The sequence below is a fragment of the Burkholderia puraquae genome, assembly GCF_002099195.1.
In the GTDB taxonomy this organism is placed as follows: Bacteria; Pseudomonadota; Gammaproteobacteria; order Burkholderiales; family Burkholderiaceae; genus Burkholderia; species Burkholderia puraquae.
Genome location: NZ_NBYX01000013.1, coordinates 182,465 through 202,835, shown reverse-complemented (window position 1 = coordinate 202,835; position 20,371 = coordinate 182,465). Strand labels below are relative to the sequence as shown.

19 protein-coding genes and 1 riboswitch are annotated in these 20,371 nt (G+C 67.8%); of the genes, 3 read left to right on the top strand and 16 right to left on the bottom strand.

Annotated elements, in window-relative coordinates; genetic code table 11:
* Positions 1-56 precede the first annotated feature (56 nt).
* A complete protein-coding gene (locus B7G54_RS24215) occupies positions 57-1,199 on the bottom strand; it encodes a branched-chain amino acid ABC transporter substrate-binding protein (protein WP_085041364.1) in 1,143 nt (380 codons plus the stop codon).
* A 417-nt stretch (positions 1,200-1,616) separates the two neighbouring features.
* Positions 1,617-2,696 (bottom strand): NAD(P)H-dependent flavin oxidoreductase, encoded by a 1,080-nt coding sequence (locus B7G54_RS24210; RefSeq protein WP_085041363.1) that lies wholly within the window; start codon positions 2,694-2,696, stop codon positions 1,617-1,619.
* Between the two features lie 223 nt (positions 2,697-2,919).
* Between B7G54_RS24210 and B7G54_RS24205 the strand changes: the two genes are divergently transcribed.
* On the top strand, positions 2,920-3,612 hold the full coding sequence (locus tag B7G54_RS24205; RefSeq protein WP_085041362.1) for a dienelactone hydrolase family protein: 693 nt from the start codon (positions 2,920-2,922) through the stop codon (positions 3,610-3,612).
* Between the two features lie 81 nt (positions 3,613-3,693).
* Entirely contained in the window at positions 3,694-5,172 is a 1,479-nt protein-coding gene (locus B7G54_RS24200; protein ID WP_085041361.1) for an amidase, read from the top strand.
* Positions 5,173-5,261: 89 nt separating this feature from the next.
* Here the strand turns inward: B7G54_RS24200 and metF are convergent, their stop codons facing one another.
* From metF to B7G54_RS24155, 9 genes are all read right to left on the bottom strand, one after another.
* Positions 5,262-6,092: a methylenetetrahydrofolate reductase [NAD(P)H] gene (gene metF, locus B7G54_RS24195; protein ID WP_085041360.1), complete on the bottom strand. Its 831-nt coding sequence runs from the start codon at positions 6,090-6,092 to the stop codon at positions 5,262-5,264.
* Between the two features lie 24 nt (positions 6,093-6,116).
* A complete protein-coding gene (locus B7G54_RS24190; RefSeq protein WP_006477367.1) occupies positions 6,117-6,470 on the bottom strand; it encodes a phage holin family protein in 354 nt (117 codons plus the stop codon).
* A gap of 162 nt (positions 6,471-6,632) precedes the next feature.
* Positions 6,633-8,051 (bottom strand): adenosylhomocysteinase, encoded by a 1,419-nt coding sequence (gene ahcY, locus B7G54_RS24185; protein ID WP_085041359.1) that lies wholly within the window; start codon positions 8,049-8,051, stop codon positions 6,633-6,635.
* Positions 8,052-8,083: 32 nt separating this feature from the next.
* Positions 8,084-8,199, bottom strand: a riboswitch (S-adenosyl-L-homocysteine riboswitch).
* A gap of 109 nt (positions 8,200-8,308) precedes the next feature.
* Entirely contained in the window at positions 8,309-9,043 is a 735-nt protein-coding gene (locus tag B7G54_RS24180; protein ID WP_085041358.1) for an RNA polymerase sigma factor FliA, read from the bottom strand.
* Positions 9,044-9,065: 22 nt separating this feature from the next.
* Entirely contained in the window at positions 9,066-9,884 is an 819-nt protein-coding gene (locus B7G54_RS24175; RefSeq protein ID WP_085041357.1) for a nucleotide-binding protein, read from the bottom strand.
* Positions 9,877-11,637: a flagellar biosynthesis GTPase FlhF gene (gene flhF, locus B7G54_RS24170; protein WP_085041356.1), complete on the bottom strand. Its 1,761-nt coding sequence runs from the start codon at positions 11,635-11,637 to the stop codon at positions 9,877-9,879. Before flhF ends, B7G54_RS24175 begins: the two co-directional genes overlap by 8 nt.
* On the bottom strand, positions 11,634-13,733 hold the full coding sequence (gene flhA, locus B7G54_RS24165; RefSeq protein WP_085041355.1) for a flagellar biosynthesis protein FlhA: 2,100 nt from the start codon (positions 13,731-13,733) through the stop codon (positions 11,634-11,636). Before flhA ends, flhF begins: the two co-directional genes overlap by 4 nt.
* Positions 13,730-14,926, bottom strand: a complete 1,197-nt coding sequence (gene flhB, locus B7G54_RS24160; protein ID WP_085041354.1) for a flagellar biosynthesis protein FlhB — start codon at positions 14,924-14,926, stop codon at positions 13,730-13,732. Before flhB ends, flhA begins: the two co-directional genes overlap by 4 nt.
* A 340-nt stretch (positions 14,927-15,266) precedes the next feature.
* Positions 15,267-15,647, bottom strand: coding sequence for a DUF805 domain-containing protein (locus tag B7G54_RS24155; RefSeq protein WP_085041353.1), 381 nt, complete (start codon positions 15,645-15,647; stop codon positions 15,267-15,269).
* Positions 15,648-16,022: 375 nt separating this feature from the next.
* On the opposite strand from B7G54_RS24155, the gene B7G54_RS24150 reads away from it, so the two are divergent.
* Entirely contained in the window at positions 16,023-16,427 is a 405-nt protein-coding gene (locus B7G54_RS24150) for a hypothetical protein (protein ID WP_085041352.1), read from the top strand.
* 72 nt (positions 16,428-16,499) lie between these two features.
* Here B7G54_RS24150 and B7G54_RS24145 read toward each other — a convergent pair whose 3' ends face one another.
* The 5 genes from B7G54_RS24145 to cheY all read right to left on the bottom strand — a co-directional run bounded on the left by B7G54_RS24145 (position 16,500) and on the right by cheY (position 20,317).
* Complete coding sequence (locus B7G54_RS24145; protein ID WP_085041351.1) at positions 16,500-16,997, bottom strand: VOC family protein; 498 nt, start codon at positions 16,995-16,997, stop codon at positions 16,500-16,502.
* Between the two features lie 167 nt (positions 16,998-17,164).
* The gene (locus B7G54_RS24140; RefSeq protein WP_085041350.1) at positions 17,165-18,403 is read right to left on the bottom strand and encodes a DUF3443 family protein; all 1,239 of its coding nucleotides are present in this window, start codon (positions 18,401-18,403) and stop codon (positions 17,165-17,167) included.
* Positions 18,404-18,419: 16 nt separating this feature from the next.
* Positions 18,420-18,923 (bottom strand): DUF2844 domain-containing protein, encoded by a 504-nt coding sequence (locus B7G54_RS24135; protein WP_085041402.1) that lies wholly within the window; start codon positions 18,921-18,923, stop codon positions 18,420-18,422.
* Positions 18,924-19,188: 265 nt separating this feature from the next.
* Complete coding sequence (gene cheZ, locus B7G54_RS24130; RefSeq protein ID WP_085041349.1) at positions 19,189-19,920, bottom strand: protein phosphatase CheZ; 732 nt, start codon at positions 19,918-19,920, stop codon at positions 19,189-19,191.
* A 1-nt stretch (position 19,921) separates the two neighbouring features.
* A complete protein-coding gene (cheY, locus tag B7G54_RS24125) occupies positions 19,922-20,317 on the bottom strand; it encodes a chemotaxis response regulator CheY (RefSeq protein WP_006485893.1) in 396 nt (131 codons plus the stop codon).
* Between the last annotated feature and the right edge of the window lie 54 nt (positions 20,318-20,371).

The following is a 20,371-nucleotide window of genomic DNA, read 5'->3' as shown; positions in this document are numbered from 1 at the left end:
GCGCGCATGCGTTGCCGCATGCGCGCTTCCACCCCTTCTGTTGACCGCTTGATGCGTTACATCTTCACTTCGTCGAGCAGCGACTTCTTGCCGTTCTTGTAGTTGTACAGCGAGATCACGCCGTGCTGCAGGTCGCCCTTCGAGTCGAAGGTCGTCGTGCCGATCACGCCCGAGTAGTTCGTCGTCGGCATCGCGGCGAGGATCTTCGCCGGATCCGTCGAGTTCGCGCGCTTCATCGCATCGGCGATGATGTACACGGCGTCATACGTGAACGGTGCGTAGATCTGGATCGGCTGGCCGAAGCGCTTCTCGTACTTCGCCTTGAACGCTGCGCCGCCCGCCATCTTCTCGAGCGAAGCACCGGCTTCCGAGCACACCACGTTGTCGGTCGCGTCGCCGGCCAGGTCGGCCAGCTTTTCCGTGCACACGCCGTCGCCCGCGAGGATCTTCGCGCGCAGGCCGAGCTGCTTCGCCTGTTTCGCGAACGGGCCGCCGGTCGCGTCCATGCCGCCGTACATGATCGCGTCCGGATTCTCACCCTTGATCTTGGTCAGAATCGCGCGGAAGTCGACCGCCTTGTCGTTCGTCGCGTCATGCGACATCACCTTCAGGCCGAGCGCCTTGGCTTTCTTCTCGAACTCATTCGCGAGACCCTGGCCGTACGCGGTCGAATCGTCGACCACCGCCACGCTCTTGATGCCCTTCGAGTGCGCGTAGTTCGCGAGCGCCGGACCCTGCTGCGCATCGGTGGCCACCACGCGGTACGTGGTCTTGAAGCCCTGCTGCGTGTAGGCCGGGTTGGTCGCCGACGGCGAGATCTGCACGATGCCCGCATCGCTGTAGATCTTCGAGGCCGGGATCGACGTGCCCGAGTTCAGGTGGCCGACCACCGCGACGACCTTGTCGTCGACGAGCTTCTGCGCAACCTGCGTGGCCTGCCGCGGGTCGGCCGCGTCATCCTGCGGATCGAGTTGCAGCGTGATTTTCTGGCCGCCGACCGTGAGACCCTTGGCGTTGATCTCCTCGACTGCGAGACGCGCACCGTTTTCGTTGTCCTTGCCCAGGTGTGCAATGCCGCCCGTCAAGGGCGCGACGTGGCCGATCTTGACGACTTGATCGGCCGCTGCGTTGCCTGCAGCTGCAGCGCACAGCATCGCGGCCGCGGTGATCGGCAACAGCTTTTGCATCTTGATATTCATGTAAGTCTCCAGTTTCGGTCCCAATAAACGCCATCGCCCGGTGCCCCGCTGCCATCCCTGTGTTTGCAATCACTGGACGATTCGCCGGTTGCATCGTTCATGCACTTGGCCTCAAGCACGTGAAAACCGCCGCTTTTAGCAGCTGCCCCGTCCGTACTTGCGCGCAAGTGTAGGTGATCAAATTAATTTGTGGGACTTTTTTGGGGTAGTGGTAACACTACCGATATGCGCACTTTGGAATGACTACTCGAATATCGCTGCAAGCCCCGCCGGATAAGGGTTTCCGCTAATTCCTGACGACTTGATGAAAGGTCGTTTCAAAACATTCCCGGGGCATTTCGATTCGGTATTTTGTGCCCGCGATCGTTGAATGAAACGCGCGTGACAACGCGCGTTTCGTCGTTCGACAAGCACCGTTCAGGCAGCCGCCGCACGCCATTCGGCATCGAGCGCCGCAACGAGCTGCGACGTCGTCAGCGCATCGCCGCGCCGCCGCGCGAGCGGCGCGCCCTGCCCGGCCCACAGCGACAGGTAGTCGCCATTGTTCGCGCGCGCGGCGGCCTGGCGCAGCGGCTGCGTCAGCGCGTTCTGCACCGGATACGGCGCGGCGTCGGCCACGCGCTCGCCGAGCCGGGCCATCAACGTGTTGCGCAGCCCGCGCGCGTGGCGGCCAGTGATCGCGCGCGTGACCTGCGTCGACGTATCGGTGCTCGCAAGCAGGCGCGCCTTCCAGTCCGCCGCGATCGCGCTTTCCGTGCAGGTGAGGAACGCGGTGCCCAGCTGCGCGCCCTGCGCGCCGAGCGCCAGCGCGGCCGCGATCCCGCGGCCGTCCATGATGCCGCCTGCGGCAAGCACGGGCAGGCCCGTCGCATCGACCAGTTGCGGCACGAGCGCGAGCGTGCCGATCAGCGCGTCGTCGGCGGAACCGATGAACGTGCCGCGATGGCCGCCCGCCTCGGCGCCCTGCGCGGACAGCGCGTCGGCGCCGGCCGCCTGCCAGGCGAGCCCCTCGGCCACGTGCGTCGCCGTGCCGATCACGTAGGTGCCGGCGGCCTTCAGGCGGGCGACGTCGGCCGCATCGAGCACGCCGAACGTGAAACTCGCAACGGGCACCCGCAACGCCACCAGCGCATCGAGTTGCGCTCGGAAGTCGGGGGCATAGCGCGCGGGCGCAGTGCCCGGCGGCAACCCGAGTGTGGCGTTCAGCGGGTCGATCGCGGCCAGCGCGCGGGTGATGGTCGCCGCGTCGGGTGTGGCGTCCGGCAGCACGAACAGGTTGATCGCGAATGGGCGATCGGTCGCCGCACGGATGGCTTCGACTTCCGCCGCGAGGCGCTCGGGTGCGAACGCGGCGGCGCCGAGACTGCCGAGCGCGCCGGCATTCGATGCGGCGGCGACCATCGCGGTCGTGGTCGCGCCGACCATCGGCGCCTGCACGAGCGGCAGGCGCAGGCCGAAGCGTTCGGAAAAGGGCGTGGAAAACAGACGGGCAGACATGGCGAATCCTTCGATGACGATGCGCGAAAGCGCTTTGTAAAGGCCGGCACGTCGACTCTATCGAAGCGGCACAGCGCCGAAAAATGAATAATCGAGATCGAAACGATCGCTGCGCGAGAAGCGGGCGTGTGCGCTGCAGCGCCACACGATCGATGGCACACTAGGCCGCCCTCTTCCACCCCGGGGCGCGCATCGCGCACCCCGTTCGCCAGGAGTTCAGAACATGACTGCCCAATGGATCGACATCCCGACCGGTAACGACAGCTTCGGCGGCTATCTCGCGCTGCCCAAGGGCGGCAAAGGCCCTGCCGTCATCATCATCCAGGAGATCTTCGGCGTGAACTCGCACATCCGCGCGGTCGCCGACCAGTACGCGTCCGACGGCTTCGTCGCGCTCGCACCGGATGTGTTCTGGCGCACGCAGCCGCGCGTCGAGCTGACCTACGAAGGCGCGGATCGCGACAAGGGCATCGAGCTGATGAAAAAGACCGACGTGGGTCTCGCGGTCGCGGACATCGGCGCGGCAGCCGATGCACTGCGCGCGCGCCCCGAAGTGGCCGGCAAGATCGCCGCGATCGGCTACTGCTTCGGCGGCCAGCTTGCGTACCGCGCGGCCGCGACCGGCAAGATCGACGCGGCAGTGGCCTACTACGGCGGTGGCATCCAGAACGCGCTCGACCTCGCCGGCAAGGTCACGAAGCCGATCCTGTTCCACTACGCGGAAAACGACCACGGCATCCCGCTCACGGCTGTCGACCAGGTGAAGGCCGCATTCGCCGGCCACGGCCATGCGTCGTTCCACGTGTACCCGGGCGCCGAGCACGGCTTCAACTGCACGGACCGCGCGTCGTACAACCAGCGCGCGTCGGCGCTTGCGCACGGCCGCACGCTGACCTTCCTCGCCGAGCACCTCTAAATACGGCCGGCCGCGGGCCCGTCGCACCGGGCCCGCGTTATGCTCCCACCATCGCCACGCGTCACAACGGGGGTGACTGCGATGCACTCGGACTATCTCGCGCATGACGCGATCGGCCTCGCCGCACTGGTACGCGAACGCAAGGCGAGCCCGCGCGAACTGCTCGACGCCGCGATCGGCCAGGCCGAAGCGGTCAACGGCGCGATCAACGCGATCGTGCTGCAGGACTACGAAGCCGCCCGCGAGCGTGCGGCTGCCACACCCGGCGGCAGCGCCGACGCGCCGTTCGCCGGCGTTCCGTATCTCGTCAAGGATCTCGGCGCGGCGGTCGCCGGGCTGCCGCTGTCGATGGGCAGCCGGCACTACCGTTATTTCGTGCCCGCCGACGATTCGCCGGTGATCGCGCGAAGCCGCGCGGCCGGCCTCAACGTGTTCGGCAAGACCAACACGTCGGAAATCGGCCAGATGCCATACACGGAACCCGAGCTGTTCGGCGCGTGCCGCAACCCGTGGAATCTCGACCATACGCCCGGCGGCTCGAGCGGCGGCGCGGCGGCGGCCGTCGCGGCCGGCATCGTGCCGCTCGCGCATGCGTCCGACGGCGGCGGCTCGATCCGCATTCCGGCGTCGTGCTGCGGGCTGTTCGGCCTGAAGCCGAGCCGCAACCCGGTACTCGTCGACCTGCCGTCGAACGGCGACCTGGTCGTCCAGCATGCGGTCACGCGCAGCGTGCGCGACAGCGCGCTGCTGCTCGACGTGACGACCGGCCAGACCTTGCCGGCCGGCGCGCCCGGCACGTTCCTCGGCGAGCTCGACACACCGCCCGGCCCGCTGCGGATCGGCCTCGTGCTCGACCCGATGCTCGCGCCGGCGCTCGCCGACGACACGCGCGCAGCGCTCGACGACGCCGCCGCGCTGCTCGAATCGCTCGGCCACCATGTCGAGCCGGCGACGCTGCACGTCGACTACGCGCGCGTGGCCGAGACCTTCCTGACGCTATGGGCGACGATCGCCGAGGAGATGGTGCTCGGTGCGCGCGCGCTGACCGGCCGCACGCCGAAGCGCGGCGAATTCGAAGCCGCGAGCTGGGCGATGGCCGTGGTCGGCCGTCGCCTCGCGCGCACGCGCCTGCCGGACGTGCTCGAATGGCAGCGCCAGCTCACCGTGCAGGTGGCCGGCCTCGTGTCGCGCTACGACGCGATCCTGTGCGCATCGCTCGCGGGGCCGCCGGTGAAGATCGGCGAATTGCAGCCGACGCCGTTCGAATCGGCGCAGATGAAGGTGCTCGCCGCACTGCCGGTGAAGCCGCTGCTGAAGGAAATGCTCGCGAGATCGTCGGAAAAGGCGTTCACGTGGGCCGGCTGCACCGAGCTGTTCAACCTGACCGGCCAGCCGGCGATGTCGGTGCCGCTCTACTGGAACGCGCGCGGGCTGCCGATCGGCGTGCAGTTCGTCGCGCGCCACACCGACGACGGTCTGCTGCTCAGGCTCGCACGGCAGCTCGAACAGGCGCGGCCGTGGTTCGACCGCCGCCCGCCGCTGATGCAGGCGCAGCGCTGACGCAAGCGGCCCCGCTCCGCAGGCGTCGAAAAAAAGCCCCGCCGGCAAGAACCGGCAGGGCTTTTACGCATGCAATCGCGTGACCGCGCTTACATGACGAGCCGTTCACAGATCGTCCGCGTCGCGGCCGCCGTGTTCAGCGTGTAGAAGTGCAGACCCGGCACGCCCGCGTCGACCAGACGCTGGCACAGGCTCGTGACGACGTCCGCGCCGAACGCGCGGATCGACTCGCGATCGTCGCCGAAGCTCTCGAGCCGGCGCGCCACCCAGCGCGGCACTTCGGCGCCGCACATCTCGGAGAAGCGCATCAGCTGCGAGAAATTCGTGATCGGCATGATGCCCGGCACGATCGGCACGTCCACGCCCAGCTTGCGCGCATCGTCGACGAAGCGGAAATACGCGTCGGCGTTGAAGAAGTACTGCGTGATCGCGGAATTCGCGCCGGCTTTCACCTTGCGCGCGAAATTCTCGAGATCGGCCTTCGGCGAGCGCGATTGCGGGTGGTACTCCGGATAGCCGGCGACCTCGATGTGGAACCAGTCGCCATGCTCGGCGCGGATGAAGCTGACGAGCTCGGACGCGTAGCGCAGCTCGCCGACCGCGCCCATCCCGGACGGCAGGTCGCCGCGCAGCGCGACGATGTGCCGGATGCCGTACGAGCGGTACTGGTCGAGGATCGCGCGCAGGCTGTCGCGCGACGAGCCGATGCACGACAGGTGAGGCGCGGCCTCGAGGCCGTCCTTCTGCATGTCGAGCACGGTATCGAGCGTGCCCTGCTGCGTCGAGCCGCCGGCGCCGAACGTCACGGAGACGAATTTCGGCTTCAGCGGCATCAGCTGCGCACGCGTGGCGCGCAGCTTCTCGACGCCTTCCGCCGTCTTCGGCGGGAAGAATTCAAACGAGAGTTCGATCGGTTTCATGATTCGGTGAGAACAGGCCAGGCCTCAGCCGATGTCGCGCTGACCGAAGATCAGTGCGGACAGCAGCCACGACACGATGCTGTACAGGATCGAACCGAAGAACGCGGACCAGAAGCCCGACACCTCGAAGCCCTTCAGCAGCGACGATGCGAACCAGAAGCACAACGCGTTCACGACGAGGATGAACACCCCGAGCGTGACGATCGTGACGGGCAGCGTCAGCAGGATCAGCACCGGGCGGATCACCGTGTTGATCAGGCCGAGCACGACCGCGATGATCAGCGCCGTGCCGAAGCTCTTGATGTGGATCGACGGCACGAGGTACGTGATGATCAGCAGCGCGAGCGCGTTGATGACCCAGGTGAGGATGACGCTCATGGAGTGCTCCGGTTCGGTTGTCGATCGGTACGATCAATGGCCGCCGCCGGCCGCCGCGGGTGCCCGAGGGCGCGCCGCGAAGGCCGGCGATCCGGCGCCGGGCCGCAGTACCGTGTGCGCGTCGTCGACGCGCGCACGGCACCGCGGCGGCGGCGCTTCGGATCAGTAGCGGTAGTGGTTGGGCTTGAACGGGCCGTCCTTCTGCACGCCGATGTACGAAGCCTGCTCGTCCGACAGCACGGACAGGTTCGCGCCGATGCGCGCGAGGTGCAGGCGCGCGACCTTTTCATCGAGGTGCTTCGGCAGCACGTACACCTTGTTCTCGTACTCGGCGCCGCGCACGAACAGCTCGATCTGCGCGAGCGTCTGGTTCGCGAACGAGTTCGACATCACGAACGACGGGTGGCCGGTCGCGCAGCCGAGGTTCACGAGGCGGCCTTCCGCCAGCAGGATCACGCGCTTGCCGTCCGGGAAGATGATGTGGTCGACCTGCGGCTTGATGTTTTCCCACTGGTACTGGCGGGTCGACGCGACGTCGATTTCCGAGTCGAAGTGACCGATGTTGCAGACGATCGCGTTGTGGCGCATGGCCTTCATGTGATCGTGGTTGATCACGTGGTAGTTGCCGGTCGCCGTCACGAAGATGTCGGCCTTGTCGGCCGCGTATTCCATCGTCACGACGCGGTAACCTTCCATCGCTGCCTGCAGCGCGCAGATCGGGTCGATTTCGGTGACCCACACGGTCGCACCGAGGCCGCGCAGCGATTGCGCGCAGCCCTTGCCCACGTCGCCGTAGCCCGCGACGACCGCAACCTTGCCCGCGATCATCACGTCGGTCGCGCGCTTGATGCCGTCGACCAGCGATTCACGGCAGCCGTACAGGTTGTCGAATTTCGACTTCGTGACCGAATCGTTCACGTTGAACGCCGGGAACGGCAGGCGGCCGTCCTTTTCCATCTGGTACAGGCGGTGCACGCCGGTCGTGGTTTCTTCGGTCACGCCCTTGATGTGCGCGAGGCGCGTCGAGTACCAGGTCGGGTCCGCGTCGAGGTGCTTCGCGATCGACTTGTACAGCGCGACTTCTTCCTCGTTGGTCGGCTTCGCGATCACCGAACGGTCCTTCTCGGCCTTCGCGCCGAGGATCAGCAGCAGCGTTGCGTCGCCGCCGTCGTCCAGGATCATGTTCGCGAATTCGCCGTTCGGCCATTCGAAGATGCGGTGCGAGAACTCCCAGTATTCGTCGAGCGATTCGCCCTTGAACGCAAATACCGGCGTGCCGGCTTCGACGATCGCGGCGGCCGCGTGGTCCTGCGTCGAGAAGATGTTGCACGACGCCCAGCGGACGTCCGCGCCGAGCGCCTTCAGCGTCTCGATCAGCACGCCCGTCTGGATCGTCATGTGCAGCGAACCGGCAATGCGCGCGCCCTTCAGCGGCTGCTGCGCCTTGTATTCGTCGCGGATCTGCACGAGGCCCGGCATTTCGGTCTCGGCGATGTTCAGTTCCTTGCGGCCCCAGCCGGCCAGCGCCATGTCGGCGACGACGTAATCGTGGGAAGCTTTGGAATCGATAATGGCGTTCATCACGCCCTCCTTTCTAAAAAGTTTCTAGATTGGTGACGTGAGCGCCGTTCAGGAAGCGGGGCCGGTGCGGTTTTGCCGCACGGCTGCTTGGTGAAGCCTTCCGAGCCTGGCGGACGCAGAATGGTCCGTCGCAACGCTCCTCGGAAAACGGAGGGGATTGTAGCAAATCGGCGCGCGAAATGCGCAAGCACGGCGCACACACTGCGCACGCACGGCACCCGCGCGCGGCGTCGACGCGCGCGGCCGTCAGGAAAGGGTCAGGATTCCGCGCCGACCCACGCCTGTTCGCGCAGCCGCGCGCGCAGCCGTGCGACGGCCTGGCTGTGCAGCTGGCACACGCGCGATTCGCTCACTTCGAGCACCGCGCCGATCTCGCGCAGATTCAGACCCCGTTCGTAATACAGCGACATCAGCAGCTTCTCGCGCTCCGGCAGCCGCTCGATTGCCTCGACGAGCGCTTCGCGCAGGTGCTCGTCGAGCAGCGACGACAGCGGATCGGCGTGATCGACGCGGTAGCGGTCGAGGAACGGCTCGTCGTCGGCCGCGCGATCGAAATCCTCGTAGTAGATCAGCTGGCTGCCGTGCAGGTCCTGCAGCATCCCCTGATATTCGTCGAGCGGCATGTTCAGGTGCTGCGCGATCTCGGTCTCGCTCGCCGAGCGGCCGAGATGCTGCTCGACCTGGTGCACCGCGTGCTCGACCTCGCGCGACGTCTTGCGCAGGCTGCGCGGCAGCCAGTCATTGCTGCGCAGCTCGTCGAGCATCGCGCCGCGGATGCGCTGCGTCGCGTAGGTCTCGAACTGCGCGCCCTGGTCTTCCTTGTAGCGGCCGGCCGCGTCCATCAGGCCGATCATGCCGGCCTGGATCAGGTCGTCGAGGTCGACGCTCGCCGGCATCTTCGCGACGAGCTGCAGCCCGAGGCGTCGCACGAGCGGCGCATATTGCGCGAGCACGTCGGCCTGGGACATCTTTCCTTGAGCGTTGTACATCATGGCTCTCTCCTTCCGATGGCGCTCACGCGGCGTGTGCCGCGCCCGCCTCATACGACGGCTTGCCGCCCGCGTGCACGGCGCGGCCCGCACCCGAACGCGGGCGCATCGGCCAGTACAGCAGGTCGGCGGCAATCTGCCGGTAGTCGCGTGCGGCAGCCGACGACGGGAACGCGTCGACCGCGGCACGCATCAGCTCGCGCGCATGCTCGACGAGCGGATCGGCGCTCACGCAGCCCGCGTCGGCAATCGACACCGTCAGGTAGCGGCTCGCGACGCCCGCGAGGTTGTCGAACGCGACCTTCGCGTCCGCGTGGCTGCCGACGTGATTGGTCAGCACGCGGAACTGCGCGAGCGCATGCGCGAAATGCAGCCGCTTCATGCACGCGTACGCCTCGGTGATCGCCTGTGCGGCGACCCGCGTGACGACCAGCACGTCGTGCGCTTCGCGTGCGAGCGCCGAGAACGAACCGTCGGCGCCGAGCTGCGCGTCGACGAGGACGATATCGGCCGGCCCGTCGATGAAATCGCTCAGTTGCGCGTCGGTGTAGCCGGTGCGCGCGAGCCGCGCGGCGCCGCACAGGCCGAAGCCGGCCGCAACCCGCGTGCGTTCGCCGTCGCGCAGCCACGCGCCCGCAAGCGTCGCGCTGGCCGAATGCACGTCGGCGCGCTCGTCGACGACGAGCACATCCTTGCCGAGCGACGCGAGCGCCGCCGCCAGGTTCACGACGGTGGACGTGCAGCCGACACCCGCCGGCCCGCCCGTCACCGCGACGATGCGCGACGCGCGCCCGGCCAGCAGGCGCCGCAGCCCTTCGGCCTGGTCGATGATTCGTTTATCCAAATCGCACCTCGTGCAGCTCGGCGGTGGAACGTGCGGTCAGTGCGGAGAGCAGCGTCGGCATGTCCTCGTCTTGCGGCACGAAGGGCGAGCCGTCGCGCGGTACACAGAACGCGCTCTTCAGCAGGAATTTGGTCGAGGCGACGTACAGGTTCTCCGGCACCTTCTGGCCGGTCGACACGTAATGGATCGGCAGCTTGTAGCGGATCACCGTGTCGAGCACGCCGCCGAGGTGGGTCGCCTCGTCGAGCTTCGTGAGGATGCAGCCGGCAAGATCCGGATGCTCGCCCGCGCTGCGGTACGCCTGCACGACTTCGTTGAGCGTGTCGCCATGGCTCGTCGCGTTGAGCAGCAGCAGGCGCTGCACCGGCGCGTTCGCGCCGTGCAGCATCGCGATCTGGTCGGATACCGCGCGGTCGCGCTGGCTCATGCCGATCGTGTCGATCAGCACGATGTGCTTGTTGCGCAGCTCGGACAGCGCCAGCGCGAGATCGCCCGCGTCCTTCACCGCGTGCACGGGCACGCCGAGGATCTTGCCGAAGATGCGCAGCTGCTCGTGGCCGCCGATCCGGTAGCTGTCGGTGGTCAGCAGCGCGACCTTGCTCGCGCCGAAGCGCATCACGCAGCGTGCGGCCAGCTTCGCGGTGGTGGTCGTCTTGCCGACGCCCGTCGGCCCCATCAGCGCGAACACGCCGCCGCGCTCCATCAGCGCGTCCTCGCTGTCGAGCACCGGCAGGTTCGCCGCGAGCACCGACTGCGCCCATTCGGCGGCCTGCTCGAAAGTCTGCGCGCCGTCGCCGGACGGCAGGTTGTCGACCAGCATCCGCACGAGCTGCGCGGAGAAACCGGCCGCGAACAGGTGCTTCGTCAGCGCGCCGTGCACGGCGCTGCGACGCTGGCGGTCGTGCCACATCAGGCTGTCGAACTGCTCTTCCATCATCCCGCGCAGCTCGCCGAGTTCCTGCATCACCGTATCGTTGACGATCCGCTCAATGCGCGACTTCACCGCGTCGGCCACTGCGGCGGCGGCGTCGGCGGACAGGCGCGTGCGCTCGGCCGCCTTCGCGGCATGCATGGCGCTCGTGTCCGGCGCGCGGGTGGCGGCGGCCGGCATCCGGCGTTCGGCATCGCGCACGATGTCGCGCGCCCAGTCGGGCGGCGTCGCGCTCGCGCCGGCCTGCGGGGCAGGCGCGCTCGCCTGCGGCGCGGCGCGCGTTGCCTGCGCACGCGCCATCAGCGCATCGCGCTGCTGCGTCAGGCGCTTCGCGTGCTCGACCAGCCACGGTGCGGGTTCGGAGGCGGCGGCCGGCGCACCGGCGGCGGCGGCGGAAGGCTGCGCTGCCACGGCCTGCGGTACGCCGTCCGGCGCGTCCGCATCGATCGCAGAGGATTGCGCCGGCGTGTCGTCTGCGTCAGCACTTGCGCCGAACACCGACGAGAACACGTCCGGCAGCCCGCCTTCGCCTGCCGCATACGGATTGGCGGCCGGGCGGGCCAGCGCCGCGCCCGGGCGCGACACGATGCCCGGCACCGCGGCCGCCGGCACGGATTCCGGCGCGCGCGATGCGGCGATGCGCGGCCGCGCGGCAGCCGGCGGCGCCACGGCGGCCAGGTCCGAATCGGCGAGTGCAACGATTTCCACGCTGCCGTCATCGAGCGTGCGGTTCGACAGCACGACCGCGTCGGCGCCAAGTGCCTCGCGCACGAGACGAAGTGCGTCGCGGCTCGTTGCGCCGGTAAATTTGCGAATGTTCAAGCGGAACCCCCGATGACGTTAACGACTTTGATCGTGCGTGTGTCCGGCACTTCGGCATACGACAGCACTTTCAATTGCGGCAGGCTGCGGCGCAGGAAACGCGCGAGCATCGCGCGCAGCGCGTGCTGCACGAGCAGCACGGGCGGCAGCCCGAGATTCTGTTGACGCAGCATCGCCTGTTGCGTGCCGGTCAGAAGGTTGTGCGCGAGGCCGGGTTCGAGGCCCGGGTTCGCGCCGGTGGCGAGCGCCTGCGACAGCACGCGCTCGAGATTCGAGTCGAGGCCCATCACCTGCATCTCGCCCGCGCCCGGATACCACTGCTGCGTGATCGCGCGACCGAGCGAGAGCCGCACCGCGGCCGTGATCTCGAACGCGTCGCCGCGGCCTGCGTGTTCGGACACGGCCTCGAGGATCGTGCGCATGTCGCGGATCGGCACGCCTTCCTCGAGCAGGTTCTGCAGCACCTTCTGCAGCGTCGTCAGCGAGATCGTCTTCGGCACGAGGTCCTCGACGAGCGACGGCGCATCCTTGCCGGTGCGCTCGACGAGCGCCTGCACTTCCTGGCGGCCGAGCAGCTCGGCCGCATGCTGGACGACCAGATGGTTCAGGTGCGTCGCGACCACCGTGCTCGCGTCGACCACCGTGTAGCCGTACACCTGCGCCTGTTCGCGCATCGCGACGTCGATCCACACGGCCGGCAGCCCGAACGCGGGATCCTGCGTGACGGCGCCCGGCAGCGCGGCCGTCACCTGGCCGGGGTTGATCGCGAGCCACTGGCCCGGGAACACCTCGCCGACGCCGATCTCGACGCCCTTCAGCGCGATCCGGTATGCGTTCGGCCGCAATTCGAGGTTGTCGCGGATATGGATCACCGGCGGCAGGAAGCCGATTTCCTGCGCGAATTTCTTGCGGATGCTCTTGATGCGCTTGAGCAGTTCGCCGTCGCTGTTCTTGTCGACGAGCGGAATCAGCCGGTAGCCGACTTCGAGGCCGAGCGGGTCGATCAGCTGCACGTCGTCCCACGTCGCCTCGTGGCTGTCGGACGGCAGCACGGCGGGCGGTGCGATGTCGGTCAGGTCGCCGGCCGCCTTGCGGGCCGCCGCGCGCTTGGTCTGCGTGCGGGCCAGCCAGATCGCGCCGCCGCCGAGCGCGAGGAACGCGAAGTGCGGCATCCCCGGGATCAGCCCCATCAGCACGATGATCGCGCCGGTGATGTTCAGCACGCGCGGGTTCGTGAACAGCTGGCCGGTGATCTGCGTGCCGATGTCCTCGTCGGTCGCCACGCGCGACACGATCACGCCGGCCGCGGTCGAGATCACGAGCGACGGGATCTGCGCGACGAGGCCGTCGCCGATCGTCAGCAGCGTGTAGTTCGTGCCGGCCGCGGCGAACGTCATGTCGTGCTGGACCATCCCGACGATCAGCCCGCCGATCACGTTGATCGCCATGATGATCAGGCCGGCGATCGCGTCGCCGCGCACGAACTTCGACGCGCCGTCCATCGACCCGTAGAACTCGGCCTCCTGCGACACGGCCAGGCGGCGCTTGCGCGCCTGCTCTTCGTTGATGAGGCCCGCGTTCAGATCGGCGTCGATCGCCATCTGCTTGCCGGGCATCGCGTCGAGCGTGAAGCGCGCGGACACTTCGGCGATCCGCCCCGCGCCCTTCGTGATCACCATGAAGTTGATGATCATCAGGATCACGAACACGACGATGCCGACCGCGAAGTTGCCGCCGACGAGGAAGTGGCCGAACGCCTCGATCACCTGGCCGGCCGCGTCGGGGCCCGTGTGGCCTTCGAGCAGCACGACGCGCGTCGACGCGACGTTCAGCGACAGGCGCAACAGCGTCGAGAACAGCAGCACGCTCGGGAACGCCGCGAAGTCGAGCGGCTTCATCGTGTACATGCTGACGAGCAGCACCATCACGGACAGCGCGATGTTGAACGTGAACAGCAGATCCAGCAGCATCGGCGGCAGCGGCAGGATCATCATCCCCAAGATCATGCAGATGAGGATCGGGCCCGCGAGCGCACGCAGGTTGGTGCCCGCGAGCATGTTCGGGCGCTTCGCGAACAGGCCGGTCGGGGTGCTCATGCCGTGCCTCCCTTACCGAGCGTGTCTTCGACTTCCTCGCGCTCGTCGTCGGCGGACACCGACGCGCCCTTGTCGAGGTCGGCCGGCACCTCCAGGTCGACCGGCACCGCCGGGAACGCACCGCCTTCCGAACGGAAGCGCTTGAGCTGGTAGACCCACGCGAGCACTTCGGCGACGGCCGAGTACAGCGAGCCGGGAATCTCGCGTTCGATTTCGACGTTGTGATACAGCGCACGCGCGAGCGGCGGCGCTTCGAGCAGCGGCACGTTGTGTTCGGCCGCGAGTTCGCGGATGCGCGCGGCGACGAGGTTCACGCCCTTCGCGACGACCTTCGGCGCGCGCATCTCGCCGTCCGTGTATTGCAGCGCAACGGCGAAGTGCGTCGGGTTCGTCACGACCACGTCGGCCTTCGGCACGGCCGCCATCATCCGGCGGCGCGCGATCGCGCGCTGCTGCTGGCGGATCCGCCCCTTCACGTGCGGATCGCCTTCGTTCTCGCGATGCTCGCGCTTCACTTCTTCCTTCGTCATGCGCAACTTCTTGTTGTACTGCCAGATTTGGTAAGGCACATCGAGCGCGGCGACCACCAGCATCCCGGCGACCGTCGTGCCGCAGCACACGGCAACCAGGTGCAGCGCATCGGGCAGCGCCACGCCGAGCGGCTGCGTCGCGAGGCCAAGCAGCTCGTCCTTGCTGCGCCAGATCGCGATGCCGCCGATTCCGCCGACGACCAGCGTCTTCGCGAGCGACATCAGGAGCTGGATCGGCCCCTGGATCGAGAAGATCCGGCCGAGGCCCGAGATCGGGTTCAGCCGGTCGAACTTCAGCTCGAACGTCTTCTGCGAGATCAGCCAGCCGCCGAGCGCCATCGGCGCGAGCAGCGCGGCGATGCCGGTGAGCGCGAGGATCGGCAGCAGTGCGGCGAAGCCTTCGAGGCTCGCGCTGCCGGCCGCCGACAGCATCCGGTTCGTGTCGAAGGCGGTCGCGCGATCGAACGTGAACGCGCCGCGCAGCATCGCCTGCAGATGTCCGCCCGACGGGCCCGCGAGCAGCCAGGCGCCGTAGAACCCGGCCGCGAGCAGCGCGAACGAAGCCAGTTCGCGCGAACGCGCGACCTGCCCCTCCTCGCGCGCCTTCTCGCGGCGCCTGGGAGTGGCGGCTTCGGTCTTGTCGAGATCGCTCTCGTCTGCCACGGGGCCTCCAGTCGGGTACGGCGGAATGCCGCTTTCCAGTGACACCGATTATTCATGGACGCGTCAAACGCCGATCGGTCGAGCAAAGCCGGGAAAGGGGGGTATTTCGGGGAATCGGGCAAGCCGGTGCGAACGGGGCTGGACGGGGGACGGAACGGTGTGCGGCGCGGCGGAAAAACCTGCCGGTGCGCGCGATGGCGGGTGTCGGCTCCGGACGGAGCGGCGACGGCGTGAAGCGAGGAAAAAAGCGCGGAGAGGGTGAAGCAGTGAAACGGCGCAGCGGGCGCGACGCGAAATCAGGCCCCGACGCGACGGCTTCGCGCGTCGGGGCGGGTGCCGGTCAGGCCGCCGGGATCGGATCCGCGCCGAAGCGATTCGGCCCTTCGGTGCCGCGCGAGCACATCCACACGAGCAGCAGGATGCCGCCGACGATCGGAATCAGCGCGAGCAGCAGGAACCAGCCCGAGCGGCCCGTGTCGTGCAGCCGGCGCACGCTGACCGCGATGCTCGGAATGATCAGCGCGAGCGAAATCAGGCCGATCACGACGAGCAGCAGCAGCGTGATCAGGCCCGAGTCGTGGCCCGCCGCGCCGATGATCTGCGCAGCGATCGACAGCGCACAGGTCAACAGCGCGAAATACCAGTATTCGGCACGACGCGCACGGCCTTCGAATGTCGCGTATTTATTGAGTGCGGAACGAACGGCTTCTGAAAAATTCATCTTATTACCCTCCTGTTTTATATTGACGACCCCGGAAACAACGCCGGCATTATATGTTTGAATTTCGACGGGCTCCATCTATTTTCACATGCCGGGTAGTGCACGAACCTGGCCGCATCGCCCGCCAGCACGGCGCGGGAACGGCTGCAACAGCGGAATGCGGCGCCATCGGCTTGCATGCCGCGTCACTTTGATAATCTTGAATTCCTGACAGAAACTACAGCCCCGGATAATCCAGCATTTGATTACAACCGAATGAAATCGGGTGCGATCGATAATCGGCGAGAGTGTGTCGCATTCGATTAACCGGCCGGCATTACGCAGGCGCGCAAAGCGCGTTACCCTTCGCCATTTCCGATTCCGGTCGAACCGATCATGCTCCGTCATCCGCTCGTCCCGTCGCTGTTGCTTGCCTGCGCACTGGCCGCCGGCTGCGCGGGCACGCCGGTCCTGCCGCCCGGTGCGCAGGCGCCTGACGCGCCGCACCCCGGCACGATCTCCGTGCACCATGCGTGGAACGGATCGACGCAAACCCTGCGCGCGCAGGATTTCCCCGCGAGCTTCATATTCCGCTGCGTCGACACGCGCGGCGAACCGGCGGAACGTGCCCGCGCGGCCTGGTGCGTGCCGGTCGTCGAGATCGAATCGGTGTCGGTCGATGGCGCCGGGCGCCCGATCGCACCGGCCGCCGCCGTACGGATCGAAAGCACCACGTACGGGCCCGGCCACCGCTTCCTCGACCATACGCGCCTGATGCGCGACGGCGGGCCACCGGTCTAGCGCCCGTTCCGGCCGCTGACGGGCTTGCGCGGCCCCTAGCCCGTTCCCGCCGCTGACGGGCTTGCGCGGCCCCTAGCCCGCCGCCGCCCGCTGCAGCGCGCCGAGGTCGAGCTTTTTCATCGTCATCACCTGCGCCATCACACGATCCGCACGGGCCGGGTCGCCTGCCATCAGTTCCGGCAACTGCACCGGCACGACCTGCCACGACACGCCGAACCGGTCGCGCAGCCAGCCGCACTGCTGCGCACGCTCGTCGCCGCCTTCGGACAGGCGCGCCCAGTAGCGGTCGATTTCGTCCTGGTCGCGGCAGTTGACGACGAACGACACGGCCGGCGTGATCTGGAACACGGGGCCGCCGTTCAGCGCGACGAACGCCTGCCCGTCGAGCTCGAACGCGACGGTCATCACCGCGCCCTCCGCGCTGCGGGAGGCGTGCGCGCCAGCCTTGCCGTAGCGTGCGACGTGCACGATGCGCGCGTTGTCGAACACCGACACGTAGAAACCGGCGGCCGCCTCGGCGTCGCGGTCGAACCACAGGAACGGCGTGATGCGTTGGATGCGCGGGCTCATGGCGCTGTCTCCTCGATCTCGTGCCGGCACGAGTGCCGGTATTACATCGTAGGCGCTGGGCCTGCGCGCGGCGGCGCGCCGGTCCGACCCGTCGTGCCACGCGCGGCCGTCGAATAAAAAAGGGGGCGATCGCTCGCCCCCTCGCTTCAGCCTACTGCCGCGCCGTGTCAGAACGCGACGAAAGGCTGCGCGCCGCCGCTTGCGGTCTTGTCCATCCCGAAGTAGATCGTCCGGTTGTAGAAGTGCGGCATGCCGAGGTCGAGCCAGCTGGACGAACCGAACGGGCCCGCGATGTCGTTGAACGCGAACGTCGACGGGTTCGAGAACAGCGCATCCGCGTTCGCGACGGACATCGACACGGTGGCGGCCACGCCGTTCTGGCCGGTCAGCGTCGCCGAGTAGCTGGCCGGCGGCGATGCCGGGCAGTAGAACTGCGTGTTCTTCGAGCAGGCCGTCGATGTGGTCGTCGAATCGTTGAAGAAATACGCGTTCGAGCCCGTATCGAAGAACGCCATCACGTTGCGCCCCTGGAACGTCGCGCTGACGTCGCCCGTCGTGGTCGACGTCATCACGGTCTTCCCGGTCATGTCGGGCAACCCGAACGTCAGCGTCCCGGTAGCGCTGGCCTGCCCGTTGTCCGAAATGCCCGGCATCGTCACGCTCACGCCGCTGCTGTCGGCGAAACGATGCACCGGGTTGGTCACCTGCTGCGCCACCGGCACGAGCGCAACCGCGCAATTCGCGTTGTCGCCGTTCGGACAGGCGTAGTAGTTGTTGTTCGACGACGTCGACGTCGCGCAGGTCGTACCGCAATCGACCGGCGCCGGCCCGACACCGAGGATCCCGTTCGCGCCGAGCGCGCTCGCCGAGTTGGCCGACGCGCCGCCGTTCGTGCATGAACTCGGCACGTTCGCCGTGCCGAGGTCGCCGATGATCTGCACGGGCAGCGCGCTCGCCTGCTCGGAACCGATCGACAGGTCGACCGTGCGCACCGAACCCCATGTATAGCTCGACACGAACTTGCCGCATTCGGCGACCGGCGCGCCGCCGCTCGTCACCTGCGGGAGGCTGCCGAGCACGCCCGACACCGCGCTGCCGACGAGCCGCAGCCCGTAGGACGCGGTATCGACGAGCACGTTGTTGACCACCTGGCAGTTCGACGTGCCCGGCGCGCAGATCTTCACGCTGACGGTCGGGATGTTGATCACGTTCGCGACGCCGGAGCTGACCGTGATGACGGCCTTGTTCCCGGAATTGCCGTCCGAGCCGCCGTTGCCGTTGCCGTTGTTGCCCGAGTTGCTGCCGCCACCGCCGTCGCCGCCGCCGCATGCCGTCACGAGTACGGCCGTTGCCGCCGCAAGGCCCAGCACGCCGAGCCAGCGCTTGAATGTACGAGGAATTCTCAAGATCGCTCTCCCGCTGTCACTGGATGTCGGTGCCGGCCAGGCCGGCAGGCAGCGCCGCCGGCAGCCACGCCTGGCCCGAGAAGGCGCCCATGTGGCCGCCTGTCCGGATCACGAGGCCGCTCGTATCGACGGACACGGGCGCGCGCCAGCCGCGCGCCTTGTGCGCCGCCTGGACGCCAGCGGTGTACTGCGGGAAATAGCTGCCGAGCAGCGACGCGAGATCCGGCATCGTCGGCCCTTGCCACGCCAGGCCGAACACGCTGCCGGCGGCCGACGTGTATTCGTGGATAACGGTGCCCGATCCGAGCGTGATCTCGCGGACGGTGTAGGCGGCCGTGCTCGTCTGCATGCCGTCTGCCGAACGCATCGCGCGCTGCAACGCGCGCACGGTCGCGGCCTGATCGTCCGCCGGCGGCGACATCGGCGCGCCGCCCAGTTCCGCGTGTGCGCAGACGCTCCACAGCACACCCATTGCAGCCGTCGCGTGCGCGACAGCCCAGCCCAAGCGTTTCAGCTTCACGTTCCCCCCCAAGGGACTGGCTTCGTTGCGGGCGGCGCGGCCATCCATCGGGCCCGCGCCACCTGGCAACATATGAAATCGTACGAATGACGCTACGTTGCTGCTGACGCGTAGTATGCCTGCTGAGTGTGTCGAAGTGTCAATTTGACGCAGGATCGCCGTGGGCCGTACGTGTGCAGCAGGTGGGGGGAAACGGTACGGACGCAGCATGACGCGTGCATCGGGCGCCCTCGCGAAACACGGCGCGCCGATGCATGCGGCTGGGTCAGAAGCCCAGGCTGGCGAGCAGGTCGTCCACCTGCCCCTGGTCCTGGACCACGTCGGATTTGCCTTCCGGTGCGATCTGCGGGCCGTTCAGCAGCGACTCGGGGCTGCCGGTCGGGCTGATCTGCTCGGCCGCGAGCGCGGCTGCGGTGGCTGCGAACTGCTCCCGCCGCTCGGGCGCGATGTTCTCGACGAGCACGGTGAGGAGCTGCTGCTCGATCAGGTAGACCATGTCCATGATCTTCTTGATCACCTGCCCGGTCAGGTCCTGGAAATCCTGCGCGAGCATGATCTCGAGCAGTTGCGCGCTGGTCGCCGACGTCGATTCGGGCAGCGTGCGCAGGAACGTGCGCGTGTCGTCCATCAGCTCGCGCACTTCAGCGTGCTCGATCGGCGTCGCGTACCACTGCGCCCAGCGCGCGTCGAGCGCCTCGGCCTCGTTCTGGACGCGCGCCTGTATCGGCTTCGCGACCTCGATCGCATTCAGCACGCGCACGGCGGCCTGCTCGGTCATCGTCGCGACGTAGCGCAGCCGGTCGCGCGCATCGGGCACGGCTTCCGCCGCCCGCTCGACATGCTTGTCGAGCCCGAGCTCGCGCATCGAATCGCGCAGCGTGCGCGTGACATGCCCGATGCGCGCGAGGATGCGGTCGCTCGCGTAATCGGCGCCTTCGGCGTGGCCGTCGGCGCTGAACCCGGCGCCCGTCAGCGCGGCATGGATCGGCTCGTTCACGTCAGCTCCCGGCCTTCGCCATCTTGTCGATGATCTTGTTCAGCTTCTCGTCGAGCGTCGCGGCCGTGAACGGTTTCACGACGTAGCCGCTCGCGCCGGCCTGCGCCGCCGCGATGATGTTCTCCTTCTTCGACTCGGCCGTGACCATCAGCACCGGCAGGTGCGTGAGCGTCGCATCCGCGCGGATTTCCTTCAGCATCGCGAGGCCGTCGAGGTTCGGCATGTTCCAGTCCGAGATCACGAAGTCGTAGCCGCCGCCGCGCAGCCGCGCGAGGCCGGCGAGACCGTCCTCTGCTTCGTCGACGTTCGAGTAGCCCAGTTCCTTGAGCAGGTTGCGGACGATCCGGCGCATCGTCGGGAAATCGTCCACCACCAGGATTTTCATGCTCTTGTCCATCGTCGTTCCTTTCCAGATTCGTTTCCGTCGGGACGCATATCGTGGCACGCGCCC

What these genes read in the sequence shown, in the direction of transcription:
- B7G54_RS24215 (WP_085041364.1), bottom strand. Translation starts at nt 1,199, where the DNA reads ATGAATATCAAGATGCAAAAGCTGTTGCCGATCACCGCGGCCGCGATG.
- B7G54_RS24210 (WP_085041363.1), bottom strand. Translation starts at nt 2,696, where the DNA reads ATGTCTGCCCGTCTGTTTTCCACGCCCTTTTCCGAACGCTTCGGCCTG.
- B7G54_RS24205 (WP_085041362.1), top strand. Translation starts at nt 2,920, where the DNA reads ATGACTGCCCAATGGATCGACATCCCGACCGGTAACGACAGCTTCGGC.
- B7G54_RS24200 (WP_085041361.1), top strand. Translation starts at nt 3,694, where the DNA reads ATGCACTCGGACTATCTCGCGCATGACGCGATCGGCCTCGCCGCACTG.
- metF (WP_085041360.1), bottom strand. Translation starts at nt 6,092, where the DNA reads ATGAAACCGATCGAACTCTCGTTTGAATTCTTCCCGCCGAAGACGGCG.
- B7G54_RS24190 (WP_006477367.1), bottom strand. Translation starts at nt 6,470, where the DNA reads ATGAGCGTCATCCTCACCTGGGTCATCAACGCGCTCGCGCTGCTGATC.
- ahcY (WP_085041359.1), bottom strand. Translation starts at nt 8,051, where the DNA reads ATGAACGCCATTATCGATTCCAAAGCTTCCCACGATTACGTCGTCGCC.
- B7G54_RS24180 (WP_085041358.1), bottom strand. Translation starts at nt 9,043, where the DNA reads ATGATGTACAACGCTCAAGGAAAGATGTCCCAGGCCGACGTGCTCGCG.
- flhA (WP_085041355.1), bottom strand. Translation starts at nt 13,733, where the DNA reads ATGAGCACCCCGACCGGCCTGTTCGCGAAGCGCCCGAACATGCTCGCG.
- B7G54_RS24155 (WP_085041353.1), bottom strand. Translation starts at nt 15,647, where the DNA reads ATGAATTTTTCAGAAGCCGTTCGTTCCGCACTCAATAAATACGCGACA.
- B7G54_RS24150 (WP_085041352.1), top strand. Translation starts at nt 16,023, where the DNA reads ATGCTCCGTCATCCGCTCGTCCCGTCGCTGTTGCTTGCCTGCGCACTG.
- B7G54_RS24145 (WP_085041351.1), bottom strand. Translation starts at nt 16,997, where the DNA reads ATGAGCCCGCGCATCCAACGCATCACGCCGTTCCTGTGGTTCGACCGC.
- cheY (WP_006485893.1), bottom strand. Translation starts at nt 20,317, where the DNA reads ATGGACAAGAGCATGAAAATCCTGGTGGTGGACGATTTCCCGACGATG.